The following is a 17070-nucleotide window of genomic DNA, read 5'->3' on the forward strand; positions in this document are numbered from 1 at the left end:
CCGTTATTGGCGCCTGATCTGTACCAGCGGACCAGGACAGTCGTGTCGCCGACCTTGGCTCCACCGGGCCACAGATTGCGGCCGGTTGGGTCATCCTGGTCGGCAGGCTTCAGCGCAACGAGCAAAGCGCCGGCCGGCGTGGTGTGGCCGGACATTACATGCGTGACAAGACCGTCTGGGTCACCTGGCAAATTGCCTGAAAAACGGAACGGGCCGCGGAAAAACGAGTCGGATTAGCTGACTGCGCCCCTCGGCTATCGTCTGCCGAACACCTGTAATAAGCTCGCTCGGCACGCCTCTGACGATCGTTCGAGAGGGTTTTTGCCCGACCGCCTAGCAGGCATTTTACGGGCGTGTTCCGCATGGTCTTGCCTGGATTCAGGGACTCGGCCGGCAGGAACAACCAACGCGGCTTCCTTTGCAATAGAAGCCTGCGTAAGGAGTACGGAATGACCGATTCAAGTGATCCTTCCTTCAACCCGAACGACGAACTCCCACGTATTTCCACTGGCAGCGAAGGCCTGGACGATATCCTCGGCGGCGGCCTCGACGCCAATCGCATGTACCTTTATGAAGGCAGCCCGGGTGCCGGCAAAACCACCATCGCCATGCAGTTCCTGCTTGAAGGCGTTCGTCAGGGTGAGCGCGTACTCTACGTCACCCTGTCTGAGACCAAGCTAGAGCTGGAACTGGTCGCCAAGCGTCACGGCTGGTCGCTCGAAGGCATCGACGTGTTCGAGCTGGTAACCCCCGAGGCCAGCCTCGACCCCGAGCTCGAACTGACCGTCTTGCATCCGGCAGAGATGGAACTGAGCGAAACCACTCAACAAGTCTTCGACCGCGTGAGACAAACCAACCCGACCCGAGTGATCTTCGACAGCCTGTCGGAAATGCGCCTGCTGGCGCAGAGCCCGCTGCGCTATCGGCGCCAGGTATTGGCGCTCAAGCACTTCTTCACTACGCGCCGTTGCACCGTGATTCTGCTGGATGACCAGACCTCGGAAGTGGGCGACCTGCAGCTGCATTCGATCTCCCACGGTGTGGTCATGCTGGAACAGCTGGCCATCGACTATGGCGCGGAGCGGCGGCGTCTGCGTGTGGTGAAGATGCGCGGCATCCAATTCCGCGGCGGCTATCACGACTTCGTCATACGCAAGGGCGGGTTGCAGATCTTCCCTCGGCTGATCGCTGCAGAGCATCAGTCGCGCTACATCGGCGACGTGGCCTCTTCGGGCAATCCCGCACTGGACATCATGCTCGGCGGTGGCCTGGAGCGTGGCACCAATGCGTTGTTCGTCGGTGCGGCGGGCGTCGGCAAGTCTTCTTTGGCGTTGAGTTTCGCGGTCGCAGCGTGCAAGCGCGGTGAGCAGGTATCCTTTTTCATCTTCGACGAAAATATCGGCACCTTAATGGCACGTGGACGCTCGTTGGGTCTCGACATGGAACCCTGGATCGAACAGGGCCTCCTGCATCTGCAACAGGTCGATCCGGCCGAGCTATCGCCCGGCGAATTCACCGCAGCCGTAAGGCGCGGTGTGGAAGAACAAGGCTCACGGCTGGTGATTCTGGACAGCCTCAACGGCTACCTGCACGCGATGCCGGACGGCCGTTTCCTGATCCTGCAGATGCACGAGCTACTGAGCTACCTGGGACAGAAAGGCGTAATCAGCATCATGGTGCTGGCCCAGCACGGGCTGGTGGGCCCGATGGATACGCCCATCGATATCAGCTACCTCAGCGATGCGGTTATCATGCTGCGCTACTTCGAGCACGCCGGCATCGTTCGCAGGGCCTTGTCCGTGGTCAAAAAGCGCAGCGGGCGCCACGAAAACACCGTTCGCGAATACCGCCTCAGCACCACCGGTGTGCAGGTTGGGCCACCGCTGAGTCACTTCAGCGGGATTCTATCGGGCACGCCGGAATACACCGGTGATGCGACTCAGCTACTGACAGACGAGCATGACAACGCCCACTAAAGCAGAGCATCCGCGGATCGCCGTCTATGCCCCCATCGGCCGGGATGGCCCGGCCACAGCCGAGCTGCTTCGCCGCAGCGGCATGGATGCAACAGTCTGTCACGGCGTCGATGAGGTGCTGCAACGCGCCGAAACTGATGCTGAGGCAGTGTTCATCGCCGAAGAAGGCCTGTTCGGCCATGACCTGCAGGCATTGTCCGGCTGGGTCGATCAGCAACCGGCCTGGTCGGATTTTCCATTCGTAGTTCTTACCAGCAAGCACCAGCAGCCGGCGGTTGCCGCCTGGAGACAGCGGATGGTGGCGGCGCTGCGCAATGTCTCGCTGCTGGAACGTCCGGTGCAGAGCATCACCCTGACCAGTGCTGTGCAGGCCGCCGTGCGCAGTCGCCTGCGCCAGTACGAAGTGCGCGCCTTGATTGAGGCCCGCGAGCGGGCCTCGCAGGAACTGGAAGCACTGGTGGTCGAACGCACCAGCGAACTGGAACGCACCAACCTTGAGTTGCGCTCGCAGATGGCCGAGCGCGCGCACATCGAGGAAACCCTGCGGCAGACGCAAAAGATCGAAGCCATCGGCCAGCTTACCGGCGGCATCGCTCACGATTTCAATAACCTGCTGATGGTGATCTCCGGTGGGCTCGACATGCTCGACCGTCGCGCCGATCCGGACCGTCGCAAGCGACTGATGGACGGCATGCGCCAGGCAGCCCAACGCGGCTCTGCACTGACCCGGCAGTTGCTCGCGTTTTCCCGCCGGCAATCGCTGGCGCCCGAAGCCGTTGACCTGGCTCAGCGGATCAGCCAGATGCGCGAACTGCTCGACCGTAGCCTGCGTGGTGACGTGCACGTCAAGGAAGAATTCGCGCCCGATCTATGGCCCGTGGAAGTGGATCCAGGCGAGCTTGAGCTGGTCATCCTCAACCTCGCGGTCAATGCGCGCGATGCAATGCCTGAGGGTGGCTCGATCCTCCTGCAGGCCAGCAATGCACCCGACGCGCAGGTGCTTGGTCATCGGGGCGATTTTGTGCGGCTGGCAGTTATCGATACGGGTGCTGGCATCCCGGCGGATGTTCGCAACCGGGTCTTCGACCCTTTCTTTACCACCAAGGAAATCGGCAAAGGATCGGGCCTCGGCCTCGCGCAGGTATACGGCTTTGCGCGGCAGTCAGGCGGCACGGTGTGGATCGACACCGAATGCGAACAGGGCACCAGCGTGGTGATGCTGCTGCCGCGCTCGATGAACCTGCCGAGCCCGCTCAAGGAGCAGCCAACGGTGGACGAACCCGCGCGGCGTTCGGCCGGTAACGTACTGCTGGTCGATGATGACGGTGAGGTCTCTGCGTTGGTCGGCGAAATGCTCGAACACCTCGGCTATGCAGTGACCTACGCCACCAGCGCCGCGGCAGCGCTAAGTGCCCTTGCCGATGGGCGCGGGGTCGACGTCGTGTTCTCCGATGTGATGATGCCCGGTGGCATGAACGGCCTTGACCTGGCCCGCGAGATCCGCGCGAGCCAGTTCGGCGTGCCGGTCCTGCTCACCAGTGGCTACGCCGAAGCAATCAAGCAGTCGGCTGAAGCCGAAGGCGTCCAGGTGTTGGCCAAGCCCTATCGGCTGGAAGAGCTGGCTGCAGCGCTGAAGAACGCAGTCGAAGCCATCGAGGCCTGATCGTTCAAGTTTGGTGTTGGTGAACGCCGTTTCCCGGTCAACGGCAGCATCGCTGATGCAGGAGCGAGCTTGCCCGCGAAACGCTGTGGCGGTCTCTAGCGAGCAGGTTAGCGTCAACGCATGTCCGGTTTTCATCTTCAGCTCTATACACCGGCAGTGAGCTGGTGACACGCATCATCCTAACTGCTCGCACTCGTCGAGCAGCCCACCAGAACTAAGCGCCTTTCAGGTCGTCGAAACGCCAGTCCCACGCGTGCGGTACGCCGCATCCACCCGTCTCCCTCGCATCGCGCTCGTTTGCGCTTCAATCACAAGGAACCGATCGATGCCACCTGCTTCCAACCCGTTCCGCAAAGCCTTTTGGCCCGTTCGAGCCCCGCTTGCTCACGCCGCCATTACCAGCCTGCTGTTAGCAGTCGCCGCACCCTTCGCGCATGCCGATAACCAGGCTATCGCGGCGCGCGACGCGCAGAACAAGCGCTGGAGCCAACAGACAATCGAACAGCCCAAAAGCCAGCCGCCATCGCTCGAGGCCAAGTACAACCATGTCATCACCTTCGGCCAGTCGCTGGCCTCGGCCGCTGAGGGCTGGCCCGCGCTGTCGAAGCAGCCGGGCTACGACAACCTGATGCTGGGCGACGCGACGCGCTCGGCGACCTTCAGCGGTGATCGCTTCGTCCCGGTCGGCGGCGTCGCGTTCAAGCCGCTCCAGGCAGTGGTGCAGCTCAAACGAGACCCGAAGGTTCTGCTCGATGCCGAGGCCGTCGCGCAGCTGGAAAAACAGGCGCAGGAAGAAGGCGAATCGGTGGAAGTCGGCGCATTGAACATGGCCCGACGGCTCTACCTGGAGAGCAAAGGCATCAAAGCCGACCCCGAGCATCTGCTCGTCGCCAGCAACGCCGCCACCTCGGGCCGCTCCATCGCACAGCTGTCCAAGGTCGGCGGTACCCACGAGTACAGGCGTGTGCTCCAGGCTATGGATCAGGCGCGGCAGGTCGCGCTGGCCGAGGGTGCCAGCTACAGCTTCAGCGCGCTGTTCTGGTTACAGGGCGAATACGACTACGCCGAGGTCCAGGGCGGCATCAACGACAAGGCCACCTACAAGAAGATGCTCCGTCAGTTGCGCAACGACCTGTACGAAGACACCGCCAAGGCCATCGACCAGAAGCGGATGCCCGCGTTCATCAGCTACCAGACCGATGCCAAGACATCGGTCGTCGATGGCAGCCTGGACGTCGGCCTTGCGCAGTGGGAACTGGCGCAGGAAGAGCCCAACTGGTACCTCGCCGGCCCGGTCTATCCCTACGTCGACAAAGGCACGCATCTATCCGCCAATGGCTATCGCTGGTTCGGCCAGATGCTCGGCAAGGTGTTCCATCAGGTGGTGGTCGAGCAGCGTGGCTGGCAGCCACTGTCACCGCTGAACGCGACGGTCGAAGGCCGGGAAATCCTGATGGACTTCCACGTCCCGCACCCCCCGCTGGCCTTCAGCGAGCCCTATATTGGGCACAAGGCGCAAATGATCGAGAACTACGGCTTCGTCATCACTGATGACAAGGGCAAGGTGCCGGTGGAAAACATCGAAGCCGCCGCCGATACCGTGTTGCGCCTAGTCGTCGGTCGCGATCTGGTGGGCATCCCGACCATCCGCTACGCCAGCCAGGCAACAGGCGGCGCCGGTGAATTGCATGACAGCGACCCGACCGTAGCGGACGCCAACTATGAATACCTGCCCGACGAAGGCATGCCGGAAGAGGCAAACATTGAGGCGCTGGTCGGCAAGCCCTACCCGCTCTACAACTGGTCCATTGCCTTCGAGATCAAGCCCAGCAAAGGGCACGACTCGGCACGCTGAGATCAGGCGATGCTGCGCAGGCGGGCCAGGTCCTTGACCGGGGAGGCGCCGAACAAGCGGCTGTATTCACGGCTGAATTGCGAGGGGCTTTCATAGCCCACCCGGTAACCCGCCGCCGATACGTCCAGCCCTTCGGCCACCAACAACCGGCGGGCTTCCTGCAGGCGAAGCTGCTTCTGGTACTGCAATGGACTCATGGCGGTCAGCGCCTTGAAACGGTGATGCAGGCTGGAACTGCTGAGATTGACCCGGCGCGCCAGCTCCTCGATGCGCAGCGGCTCGACGTAGTTGCGGTTGAGCCACTCGATGGCATCGTTGACCCGGTGCGACTGACTTCCCTGCAGCGCCACCGCCTGCAGATGATGGCCCTGCGGCCCGCAAAGCAGTCGGTAGAAAATCTCGCGCAACGCCAACGGCGCCAGGACCGGAATGTCCTTCGGATTGCTCAGCAGGCGCACCAGCCTCAGCGTGGCATCCAGCAGAGGCGCATCGATACGGTCCAGATAGAGGCCACGCCCCGCAACCTGTTCGGGTGTCGGCTCGGGGCTGACGTCTGTGACCAGCCCGGCAATCAGCGTCGGATCGATGTCCAGCCGAATGCAGATATAAGGCTCGTCGCTGGATGCCCGGATCACACAGCCGGCGACAGGCAGCGTCACCGAGACCACCAGATAATGCAGCGGATCGTAGCGATACAGCTCGTCAGCCAGGCGCACTTCCTTGCCGCCCTGAACGATGACGCACAACGCCGGCTTGTGCAGGCCGTAGGTCATCTCGCCAGGCGTTGCGCAGCGGATCAGATGCAGCGGCTCGATGGCGGTCGGGTGCATGCCGTCGCCGCTGACCGCGCCTTCGACCAGCCGCGCCAGCTCGGCGCGCTGTGCGCTGCTCTCGTCACTCGATGGGGAAATGAAGGAGGTCATGGGCAACAGGCTCCGGAAACGGATGAAACAGCTTAGCAGCTCGTTTGCTGTTGCCTGAGCGAGACGAATCTTGTTTGCAGACGACCCGTGTGCCAGCGACTTGCATGCGAAGCAATAGCGGCAGGCCGCCACCGCCGCTGTCATCGGCATGAAACACGGTGATGATATTTTGCCATCACTGCATTATTGAGTGCCCTGTCGTGATTCGACGGTTCCTGTCCTCCCCCAAGTTTCCGCAGGTGCTGCTGCTATGGATCTGTATAGCCACGCAGGCATTCATATGGGGGCAACATTGGCACAACGAACAGACGTCTCGAAGGGAGGCGGTGGTCAGCCAGCAGTTCGATGAAATCCTCGATGCGCAACAGCACAGGTTCAGCCGCCAGCGATGGATGAACTTGGGTATGACGCTGGCCATCCTCGGAGCAATGGTCTGGATGATGCGGCTGCTGCACAAACGCCACGAGGCTTTTTGCGTGCTGGAGCAGGCGTATCGAAACAACCAGGAGCGGATCAGCCGGCTGGAAGACGAGCATCGGCGCAGCAGCCATGCGGCCGCGACCGATCATCTGAGTGGCCTGCATAACCGCCGGCAGTTCATGGATATCTGCGCCGAAACCCTGGCCCGGCAGCGCAGCCTGCGGCGTTTGATGGCGATACTGTTCATCGACATGGACCGCTTCAAATCGATCAACGATTCGCTGGGGCACAAGGTCGGGGATCTGCTTCTACAGGCCGTGGCGGGACGGATAAGCCGCGCGCTGGAACCCGGCGATCAGGCGGCGCGCTTCGGCGGTGATGAGTTCGTGGTGTTGCTCGCGGGCGACCGCAGCGAGGAGCAGATCGATAGCTGGGTGCGCGATCTGGTGAACAAGCTCACCGCCGTCTATGCGCTCGATGAACACGAGGTCAACACCAGCCCGAGCATCGGTGTCAGCATCTGTCCCCGTGATGGTCAGGAGGTCGACGGTTTGATCCGCTGCGCTGACGCGGCGATGTACTCGGCCAAGCAGTCCGGTCGCGGCCAGTATCGGTTCTTCGACCCCTCCCTGAACCTCACGGATATCAATGAATTCTCGCTGGAGCAGTCGCTGGTTGCTGCCTTGAGCGAGCGGCAATTCATCCTGCACTACCAGCCGCAAATCCAGCTCGATTCGATGCAGGTCACCGGCTATGAAGCGCTGGTGCGCTGGGAGCACCCACAGTTCGGCCTGCTCTACCCGGATCGCTTCATCTCGCTGGCAGAGCGCAGTGGGTTCATCGTCGCGCTCGGCTGGGAAGTGATACGTCTCGCGCTGGAGGAACTGAAAGGTTGGCGGGCTCAAGGCCGCTCCTCGCGACTTGCGGTCAACGTCTCGGCCATACAGCTGCGTCAAGCCGATTTCAGCGAACGTTTGCTCAGCGAACTGGCACAGCGCGGCGTCGAAGCCTGGCAATTCGAGCTGGAGATCACCGAAACAGTCGTACTCGATGATGAAGGGATGGCCGTCGAGCATCTCGAACGGCTGCGTGTGGCGGGGCTGAACATAAGCCTCGATGACTTCGGAAAAGGCTATGCAGGTTTCGCGCACCTGCATTCGATGCCGCTCAGCACGCTGAAGATCGACCGTGCCTTGATCGCCCCACTTTCCAATAGCTACGACGACAACCCCATCGTTTCTTCCACCATCACCCTGGCAAAGCGCCTGGGTCTGACTGTCGTGGCCGAGGGCGTGGAAACGCGCGATCAGCTGGTTTACTTGAAGCTGGCCGGCTGCGATATCGCTCAGGGCTATCACTTCAGCCGCCCCATGTCAGCCGAACAGCTCTACCAGTACGAGCCGTTCACCAGAACGGCGGAGCCCGTTTGTGACTGACGCAGCGGGGTTTCTAGCCTTGACACAAAAACGCCGGCACAAGGGCCGGCGCTTTTCGATACACGAATCGGTCAGCTACGGGCGCGCTCGGCGTCGCGCAGTGCCTTGACTTGGTCATAGTTGCGCTGCACGCCCTGCATTTGACGCTCGACCACCGAACGCACGTCCATCGGCAGGTCTTTCTCGAGCGCTTTGCGGTAGCTCTTGAGGGCAACGTCTTCGCCACGCTCGCACTCGTTGAGGATGGCTTCGTCGTCCTTGCCGGTGACCATGGACTTCAGGTCCACCCAGCGGCGGTGCATGTCGCCAGCGGTGCTGGTGGTGGTTTCCGGGTCGCCACCGAGGGTGCGGACCAACTGCTGCAGCTCGGCGGCTGCGGTGGCGCAATCCTGGGCACGCTGACTCATGGTGGTTTTCAGCTGCGGATTATTGAGATCCTCAGCGCATTCGCGGAAGCCTTTCTCACCGTCTTTGCTGGTTTCGATGAGATCGTTGAGTACGGAAATCGTGTCTTTGGTATCCATTGAACAGTCCTCCTGAGCGCTTAAGAACGGCCGGAACAAACACGGCCAACCTGTTAAGTCGACTGTGCCGTTTCGATAAAGGTTCAGGTTGCCAGCCCGATGGCTGCTAGCTGAGGTGCGCTTAAAACTGGCGACAATCCAAATCCTGCCCGCACCGCCCTCCTTGCAGAACTCAAGAGCAACGAGACCGGCGCCAGATTTGAATAGTTCTCAATAACAGCCGTACACTGGTCGCATCTGAAAAGTGGACCGGCTCGTTCTATGTCCCCGGATTACCATGATCTTCTACGACTGTTGCACGTCGCAGCCCGGGCATTGCCTGGCCTGAACGGCGAAATCGGAGCTGCGCAGGATCACCAGCTGATCTGCGGCAGCCCCGACAACGCAGCGCGCGTTTGCGCTCTGCACCGATATTGGGAGCAGTCGCATCCGGAAGCGGGCCCACACTACTGGTCCGCGCGTAGCTGGTCGCTGCTCATCTGGCAGCCCATCTATTTCAGTCTTCTGGCGGTCCATCTCGGCGGCCGCGCGCCATGCCTAGCCCACATGGGGCAGTCGGTCATAGCAGGTTCGGTACACGGCTTTCGTCTGCCGCCGCACTGTCCGTACGGAGGCGATCTGCGTGCCCTGATCGCCTGCGCCAGCGATCAGCTTCAGGACTTCGTCGAAACGCAGCTGGATGAATTCAATGCAGTCGCCGTCATCTACCCGAAAATGGCGCGACTGCTGGTTGCCGACTGCGTGCGCGCCGCGCTATTGCTGGCGCAACGGCATGAACCTGTCACTGATGACGTATTACTGGAAGCCGAACGGCACTGGCTCGACGCCCTGGCGCTGCCTGGCGGTAGCGCGCTGGTCCCGCTTGAGCTGGACGATGGTCGGCACTGCCTCGCGATGGGGCGAAAGGTCTGTTGTCAGCATTTTCGCCGGGCCGATGGCGAGCTGTGCGCCAGCTGTCCGAAACTTGCCCGTGACGAGCGCCTGAAACGCTTGCGCGAGGCCGCGTCATGCTGAGCCTCGAAGACATCGAGGTGAGCCGCGACGGTCGCACCGTGCTGATGTTCGACAGACTCGCGCTCGACGCCGGTAGCTTTACCGTCATTCTCGGGCACAACGGCTCGGGCAAATCCACCCTGATGAACCTGATTGCTCGGCAGTTCCCGCCGGATCGCGGGCGCATCGAGCTCGACGGCCAGCCGCTGTCCCGTTATCGCCAACGCGCCTTCGCCCGCAAAGTTGCCTTTCTGCCGCAGCACTTGCCCGACGTCGCCGGGCTCAATGTGCGCGAGCTGGTTCGCCTCGGTCGCTTCCCCTGGCGAGGCCTGCTGGCACCCTGGCAAGCCGAGGATGAACAGGCCATCGACCGTGCCCTGGCGCAAACCGACATCGCTGACTACGCCGAACATCTGGCCGACAGCCTGTCCGGCGGCGAACGCCAGCGCGCCTGGATCGCCATGCTGCTGGCCCAGCAAGCACCGTTACTGCTGCTGGACGAGCCCACCTCGGCGCTCGACCTGGCGCACCAGTATCAGTTGATGACCTTGTTGCAAACACTTAACCGTGAGACCGGAAGGGCCATCGTGGCGATTCTGCACGACGTCAACCTGGCCGCGCGCTTCGCTGATCGAATCGTTGCGCTCAAGCGCGGGCGTTTGTTTTTCGACGGGACACCCGAGCAGCTGTTGTCTGCCGACCGCCTCAGCGCGCTCTACGACGTTGGGATTCACCTGATCGACCAGCCGGGCCAGGCGCGCCGGATCGCCGTGGTGAGCTAATGCAGGCGCTGATGACCGATACGGCACCAGCCCCGCCTGCCGGGATTTCGGCGCGTTACCTCATCACGCTCATCGGCTTGGCCATACTCGCCGTGCTGCACCTGAACCTGGGCATGACGCACTGGACGCCCGCGCATTGGTCACTTCAGCCACCGGCGGCCGGCAGCCTCGATGCGCTGGAGTTCGGCCTGTCCGTGCTGCCGCGTTTGACCATGGCCTTGCTGGTCGGCGCTGCCCTCGGGCTGTCCGGCAGCGTACTGCAACAATTGACGCAGAATCGCCTCGCCTCGCCCATGACCCTGGGTGCAGCCTCCGGCGCCTGGCTCGGTTTGACCGCCACGGCCCTGCTTTCGCCGACATTGGCGGCTACCCACGGGCACTGGGCGGCGCTCGGCGGCGCACTCGCCGCGGTGGGGCTGGCACTGCTGATCGCGGGTCGTCAGGGCGCAGCGGGACTGCCGGTGATTCTGGCCGGCATGGCGCTCAACCTGCTGCTCGGCGCCATCGCCACGGCGATTCTGCTGCTGCACAACCAGCAGAGCCGCGGGCTGTTCATCTGGGGCGCCGGCGACCTCGGGCAGATCGACTGGCACTGGGTTCAGTGGCTATGGCCTAAACTGCTGATCGGGTTGCTGGTGATTGCGCTGGCCCCGCGCCCGTTGACGCTGCTGCAGTTGGGCGCCACGGGTGCCAGCGCGCGTGGCCTGTCGCTCTGGCCCGTGATGCTGGCCTTGTTTCTGGCCAGCCTGTGGCTTACCTCGGCAGCCATCACCGCCGTCGGTCTGATCGGCTTCATCGGCTTGATCACACCGAATCTGGCGCGCTTGTTCGGCGCTCGCTCCGCACGAGACGAGCTGCTCTACAGTGCGCTACTCGGCGCCTTGCTGCTGCTCGGTACGGACACCCTGACGCTGGCATTGAATCGCTGGTTCTCCGAACTGATCCCCAGCGGCGCGACCGCTGCACTGATCGGCGCTCCGGCCCTGCTCTGGCTGTCGCGCAGACAATTGGCGGCTGAGGATCGGCAAAGCCTGGCGGTACCGTCCGGTGCAGGCCTATTGAACGCGCGCAGGCTGGTCCGCCTGCTGCTGGCCGGGGGCGCGGCAGCACTCGTCACATTGCTAATCGCACGCGGGCCATCCGGCTGGACCTTTGGCTGGCCGACGGAGGCGCTCTGGTCGCTGCGCTGGCCTCGGCTTCTGGCGGCGATCGCGGCTGGCTGCGGATTGGCCGTGGCCGGGACGATGCTGCAACGTCTGCTGCGCAACCCCTTGGCCAGCCCCGACATTCTCGGGCTGACGGCGGGCGCGACCCTTGCCGTGGTGCTTGCAGTGATGCTGTTCGGGGCCGGGTCGATGCAACTGATCGCCCCGATCGCCGCCTTTGCCGGCAGCCTTGTGGTGCTCGGCCTGTTATTGCTGTTTGGTCACCGGCATCACTACTCGCCCGGCATCATGGTGCTGGTCGGGGTTTCACTCGCCGCGCTGCTCAACACCGCCCTGCAGGTCGGCCTGACGCGCGGCCCGGCCGACGCGCTGGCGTTGCTCGGCTGGCTGGCCGGTTCCACCTATCGAGTCGAAGCGCGCGAGGCGATTGCACTGAGCGGCGGCGTCGCCGTGCTGGTAGCGATCAGCCTGACCTTGCACCGTGCGCTGACGCTTATTTCGATTGGCAGCGGCGTGGCGCTCAGCCGAGGGCTCGATGTGCCGCGCGCGCGGCTGGCGCTACTTTTGCTGGTATCGCTGCTGTGCGCGGTTGTGACCAGCCTGCTCGGGCCGGTCGCCTTTCTCGGGCTGTTGGCGCCGCACATGGCCGCGCTGCTCGGCGCGCGTCGGGCATTGCCGCAACTGCTGCTCGCCGCGCTGCTGGGCGGTTGGCTGATGCTGGTGTCCGACTGGATCGGTCGCTCGCTGCTGTTCCCCCTGGAAGTGCCGGTCGGGCTGGTGGCGTCCATTCTCTGCGGGCTGTATTTCCTCTACCTGCTGATCCGGCAGCGCGGCAAATGAAGCGCTTGCCGCGCCTCGTCGCGCTGTTCGGCCTGTTGCTGCTGATCGGCAGCCGGTCGCATGCCAGTGAAGCGCCGCGCGTTGCCGCGCTGAGTTGGGAGCCGGTGGAGCACTTGTTGATGCTGGGCATCGAGCCGGTGGCGGTGGCCGACGCCGATGACTACCGCGCCTGGGTCGTACGGCCTACGCTACCTGAATCAGTGACCCCGGTCGGTACGCGCACCGAACCCAACCTGGAACTGTTAGCCCAGCTCGACCTCGACCTGATTGTGATCACCCCGCTGATCGAAGACTTGCGCGACAAGCTCGAGCGCATCGCACCGGTGGTCGCCTACGGTGACTTCACCCAGGCGCGCGACAATTACCTGATGCAACGCGAGAACTACCTGGCGCTGGCCAAGCGCATCGGCCGGCTCGATCGAGCCAGAGAGACGCTGGCTGCCATGGATGCACGGTTGAATGCATTGCGCCAACAGCTGCACGCCCATTTCGGCGAGACCCTACCGGCTGTCTCCGTGGTGCGCTTTTCCACACCCACCGCCGTGCTGGTGTACGGACCGAATTCGATGCCCGCGCATGCCCTAAGCCTGCTCGGATTGGACAGCGCCTACGCCACGCCAGTCAGCCGTTGGGGCAACCTGCAACTGCCGGTAACGGTGCTCAGCGAAATAGATGAAGGTGTCGTGCTGCACATCGAGCCTTTCGCGGCCGGCGAGCGGCTGTTCCGCAGTCGTCTGTGGCAGGGCATGCCTTTCGTCAGGGCCGGGCGCTTCGCCGGCATGCGCCCCGCCTGGACCCACGGCGGCGTGTTCTGCGTGCAATTTCTAGCCGAAGCCATTACCGAAGCGTTGCTGACGATTCCGCCGACCGCCATTCAGGCGGCCGGCGGCCAGGCCGGTCAAACCCCATAGCGACGCGCCGGAGCAAACCCCGGCGCGCTTGCTTTGTGCTTCCGGGTCCTAGTACGCCCAACTCAGCGTGACGGTCGCGTTGCGCGGCGCCGCGTAGTAGGTCTGCTCCCAGTAGAGGCTGGTCAGGTATTTCTCGTCGAACAGGTTGTTGACGTTGAGCGCGACGTTGAAATGCTCGTCAATGTCGTAGCTGGCCATCGCATTGACCACCGCGTAGTCATCCTGACGCGTGACGATGGTCTCGCCGCTGGCCGTGGCGCCTTGCTCGCGGGAGATATCGTCCTGCCAGACCATACTGCCGCCGACCTTGAGCCCCTGCACCTGAGGCACCTTGTAGGTGGTACCGAGATACAGATAGTTGCGCGGCACATAAGTCCGCACCGTGCGGCCTTCCTTGTCTTCCAGGGGAAACAGATGGGTCAATCCGGCGCTGGCCTCCCAGTTATCGGTGATCTGGCCGGCGACGGTCAGCTCGTAGCCCTTGGAGATGGCGTCGACGGCGTTGTAGTAGGACACCCCGGCGCCGGCGTCGAAGCCGCCATATTCCGGCGTGTTCTCCTGCTCGGTACGAAACATCCCGGCGCTGGCATTCAGCCGGCCGCCGAACCATTCACCCTTGAGCCCACCTTCGACGCTGTCGCCCTCGATGGGATCGACCAGCGTCAGGTCGGCACCCAGCAGGTGCTGTGGGCTGAAGATCTTGGTGTAGCTGGCATAGGCCGAGTAGTGCTCGCCGAAATCGTAGGTGGCCCCGACATAAGGCGTGGTCTTGGATTCGGCGTAGCTGTGCTCGTCGCCGATCTGATAGCCGCTGCTGTCCAGCCAGGTGTGATTGGCGCCGAGGATCAGCTTGAGGCGGTCGGTCACGCTGAAGTGCCCCGCGCTGTAAACGCTACGCCGATAGGTGGTGTAGTCCGCGCCGCTGGTCAAGCCGTTGTCGAAACCCGGCCGCGGGTAGTCGCCGTCGAAACCGGCCGGCAGGGGAACGCCGATGGCATCGTCATAGGATGACCAGCGCGATGTCGAGCGTGACCAGTTCGCACCGATCACCGCTTCGTGGGTGCGACCGAACAGCTCGAACGGGCCCTTGAGGTAGGCATCGCCCACCAGCTGCCGCTCGATGCGGTCGTATTTCGATGCGTAGGTGGACAGCCCCAGCCCGGTGCTGGCATCCGGTATGCCGTAAGCGAGGAACTGTTCGGCGTCCGAGCTGATTTCGCGATAGTTCAGCGATACGCGCGACTGCCAGCCGCCGCCCCACGCCGTCGTGAGTTCGGTAAAGACCTGCTTGTCCTGACTGTCCCAGTAGGTCCAGTCCGGCGAATAGCTCTTCGAGCGGCTGTAGTCGATCGGATTGCCCTCGCTGTCGTACACCGACAAGGCGCCCCACATGATGCCGTTGGGCCGGTTGCGCTGTTCCGAGTAGCCGAACAACACCGTGTTGCGGTCGCCCAGATCCGCTTCCAGCATCGCCGAGAACACCGTCTTTTCCAGCGAATAGCGGTCCAGGTAGGAGTCGCCGTCCTGCTGCACGGCGAGCACGCGACCGCGGATGTGGCCTGCATCGTCCAGCGGGCCGGAGACGTCCAGCTCACCACGCGCGGTGTCCCAGGAGCCATAGCTCAGCGAGGCCTCGGCCTGGAAGTCGCGCGTCGGGCGTTTGCGCACGAAGTTGGCGGTCGCCGCCGGGTTGCCCGGATTAGCAGTCAGGCCGTTGGCCCCTTTGAGCACTTCAATGTGGTCATACAGGAAAGTGTCGATGTCGCCCATCTGCTCTTCGGAGCTGAACGGCAAACCGAGGCCGTCGACCTGGAAGTTCGACACGTCGAAGCCACGAACAGAGTAGTAGGTGCGGTCGGTCTCGACCCGCTGCACGTTCACGCCGGCCGCCTGCAGCGCGTCATTAGCGCTGTCTAGACCGAAGTCATCAAGCTGCTCGCGGGTCAGGGTTACGGCCGTTTGCGGGGTTTCTCGCGGAGAGAGACCAAGCCGCGTCGCGGTGCTGGTCGAGCCAATGGTGTAGGAGTCGCTTCGTTCGGTGACGCTCGGCGCGGCTTCGCGCTCGGCGGTCACGTCCATCGGGTCCAGTTTCAGCGGGTCGACTGCCTGTTGGCCGAAGGTTATCGGCGAGGCCAACAGCAGCGCGAAGGGTGCCAGTCGGCAGGCCAGCGCAAGGGTAGACGGACGCGAGACGGGAATACCGGCACGCGGCAGCGGGTTGGAGATCACTTCGATCATGATGTCTGCTTTCTTATCGGTTGAGGTTGCGGTGCTTGCTGGAAAAAGGTCGAGTCAGCTCATGGAGTCCGTTCCTGTGCAGGTGAAGGGTGATTTCATTCCGGGTACTGCTGCATGACCCCGTGATACCACTGGTGAAAGTGCTGCATGCCCTCCTCCAGCGGCACCTGATACGGCCCGCTGTCCTCCTCGCCCCGGCGGTACAGCGCGCGACGCCCGGCATCGGTGCGCTCGGCGATTTCGTCGTCCTCGAGAGCGGTTTCCAGGTAGGCGGCGCGGTGCGCCTGGCACAGTTCCCGGTGGTTCTGGCGTAGCTCGGCCGGGTAATAGAACTCGACGACATTGAGCGTCTCGTGCACCCCTTGCGGGTATACCGTCGAGAGCACTAGTGCGTACGGAAATACCTCGATCATGTGAGTCGGGTAGTAGCTGGCCCAGATGGCGCCGAACTCGGGCGACCGACCGCCTCCATGGGCTATGAGCCCCTCGTGCCAGGCGCGATAGGCCTCGGTGCCGGCACGGGCGAGGTTCTGGCTGACTGCGATGCGCTGCAGGCTGTACCAGTCGCCGTATTCCCAGCTCAGCCCGGTGCTCTGCACGTAGCGGCGCAAACCGGGGTGGAAAGACGCGATGTGATAGTCGTCGTTGTAGATCTCGATGAAGGTTTTCCAGTTGCACCGACACGGATGCACCTCGACGTGGTCAAGCTCGTATTCGGAGAAGTCCATCTCCGGTCGGTCGAACAAGGCGCCGATGTCCTGCGCCGGATCGCGCTCGCCTTCGAACAGAAAACCGCTGACGTTGTACAGCGGATAGCGCGGCAGATTGCGGCAGGGGCGCTCGGGAAACTTCGGCGCACCGACGATCAGGCCCTGGTTGTCGTAGCTCCATGCATGCAGCGGGCAGAGAATGCGGCCGCCGCTAGCGCCGAGGTTGCCGCGGCGAATGGCGCAGGGGTCGCTGTCCGGGCCGTGGTCGCCAAGCATCACCGCCTGACGGTGCCGGCAGACGTTGGACAGCAGCTCGATGCCGTGCTCGTTGCGTACCAGAATGCGGCTGTGCTCGTCCTGCGGTAGCGCGTACCAATCGCCGGGCTGCGGCACCATCTTTTCATGGCCCACATAACGGGCGCTGCGGCGAAAAATCAGCGCCTGTTCGCGCTCGTAAACAGCCGGATCGCAGTAATCGCGTATCGCCAGCTGCGGCTCGTGCCTGGCGGGTCTGCTGATCACACCGGCCAGCCGGTTGGGGTTGAACATGCAAGGCTCCTTTGGCGCGGATCGACCACGCCGCTCCGCTTCGCTGCCTTTTTTTCCAGGCATGCGAAACCCTGATCTCGGCAT

At 63.2% G+C, this 17070-nt stretch carries 12 protein-coding genes; 8 read left to right on the top strand and 4 right to left on the bottom strand.

All coding sequences use genetic code 11. From position 1 onward, the window contains the following. Window positions 1–449: 449 nt before the first annotated feature. From BUE09_RS10565 to BUE09_RS10575, 3 genes are all read left to right on the top strand, one after another. Complete coding sequence (locus BUE09_RS10565; RefSeq protein WP_073300943.1) at window positions 450–1976, top strand: ATPase domain-containing protein; 1527 nt, start codon at window positions 450–452, stop codon at window positions 1974–1976. Then, the gene (locus BUE09_RS10570; RefSeq protein ID WP_073300944.1) at window positions 1960–3639 is read left to right on the top strand and encodes a response regulator; all 1680 of its coding nucleotides are present in this window, start codon (window positions 1960–1962) and stop codon (window positions 3637–3639) included. The genes BUE09_RS10565 and BUE09_RS10570 overlap by 17 nt, the downstream gene beginning before the upstream one ends. Window positions 3640–3964: 325 nt before the next feature. After that, window positions 3965–5494: a phosphate ABC transporter substrate-binding protein gene (locus BUE09_RS10575; RefSeq protein ID WP_172830719.1), complete on the top strand. Its 1530-nt coding sequence runs from the start codon at window positions 3965–3967 to the stop codon at window positions 5492–5494. 2 nt (window positions 5495–5496) lie between these two features. Here the strand turns inward: BUE09_RS10575 and BUE09_RS10580 are convergent, their stop codons facing one another. After that, on the bottom strand, window positions 5497–6417 hold the full coding sequence (locus BUE09_RS10580; RefSeq protein ID WP_073300945.1) for an AraC family transcriptional regulator: 921 nt from the start codon (window positions 6415–6417) through the stop codon (window positions 5497–5499). 200 nt (window positions 6418–6617) lie between these two features. Here BUE09_RS10580 and BUE09_RS10585 point away from each other — a divergent pair, with 200 nt between their 5' ends. Next, window positions 6618–8273: a putative bifunctional diguanylate cyclase/phosphodiesterase gene (locus BUE09_RS10585; RefSeq protein ID WP_465304059.1), complete on the top strand. Its 1656-nt coding sequence runs from the start codon at window positions 6618–6620 to the stop codon at window positions 8271–8273. 71 nt (window positions 8274–8344) lie between these two features. On the opposite strand, the gene BUE09_RS10590 is transcribed toward BUE09_RS10585, so the two are convergent. Then, window positions 8345–8797 (bottom strand): ferritin-like domain-containing protein, encoded by a 453-nt coding sequence (locus BUE09_RS10590; RefSeq protein WP_073300947.1) that lies wholly within the window; start codon window positions 8795–8797, stop codon window positions 8345–8347. 261 nt (window positions 8798–9058) lie between these two features. Here BUE09_RS10590 and BUE09_RS10595 point away from each other — a divergent pair, with 261 nt between their 5' ends. Genes BUE09_RS10595 through BUE09_RS10610 form a run of 4 tightly spaced genes read left to right on the top strand, consistent with a single transcriptional unit; the run spans window position 9059 to window position 13489 of the window. Continuing rightward, the gene (locus BUE09_RS10595; RefSeq protein ID WP_073300948.1) at window positions 9059–9811 is read left to right on the top strand and encodes a siderophore ferric iron reductase; all 753 of its coding nucleotides are present in this window, start codon (window positions 9059–9061) and stop codon (window positions 9809–9811) included. Continuing rightward, the gene (locus tag BUE09_RS10600) at window positions 9805–10572 is read left to right on the top strand and encodes an ABC transporter ATP-binding protein (RefSeq protein WP_073300949.1); all 768 of its coding nucleotides are present in this window, start codon (window positions 9805–9807) and stop codon (window positions 10570–10572) included. Before BUE09_RS10595 ends, BUE09_RS10600 begins: the two co-directional genes overlap by 7 nt. An 11-nt stretch (window positions 10573–10583) precedes the next feature. Beyond that, entirely contained in the window at window positions 10584–12578 is a 1995-nt protein-coding gene (fhuB, locus tag BUE09_RS10605; protein WP_073301037.1) for a Fe(3+)-hydroxamate ABC transporter permease FhuB, read from the top strand. Next, complete coding sequence (locus BUE09_RS10610) at window positions 12575–13489, top strand: iron-siderophore ABC transporter substrate-binding protein (RefSeq protein ID WP_073300950.1); 915 nt, start codon at window positions 12575–12577, stop codon at window positions 13487–13489. Before fhuB ends, BUE09_RS10610 begins: the two co-directional genes overlap by 4 nt. 48 nt (window positions 13490–13537) lie before the next feature. Here the strand turns inward: BUE09_RS10610 and BUE09_RS10615 are convergent, their stop codons facing one another. Both BUE09_RS10615 and BUE09_RS10620 read right to left on the bottom strand, forming a co-directional pair. After that, complete coding sequence (locus BUE09_RS10615; protein WP_083380680.1) at window positions 13538–15727, bottom strand: TonB-dependent siderophore receptor; 2190 nt, start codon at window positions 15725–15727, stop codon at window positions 13538–13540. A 95-nt stretch (window positions 15728–15822) separates the two neighbouring features. Further along, window positions 15823–16986 (bottom strand): aromatic ring-hydroxylating oxygenase subunit alpha, encoded by a 1164-nt coding sequence (locus BUE09_RS10620; RefSeq protein WP_073300951.1) that lies wholly within the window; start codon window positions 16984–16986, stop codon window positions 15823–15825. Between the last annotated feature and the right edge of the window lie 84 nt (window positions 16987–17070).

It is taken from the genome of Stutzerimonas xanthomarina DSM 18231 (assembly GCF_900129835.1).
Classification (GTDB): Bacteria; Pseudomonadota; Gammaproteobacteria; order Pseudomonadales; family Pseudomonadaceae; genus Stutzerimonas; species Stutzerimonas xanthomarina.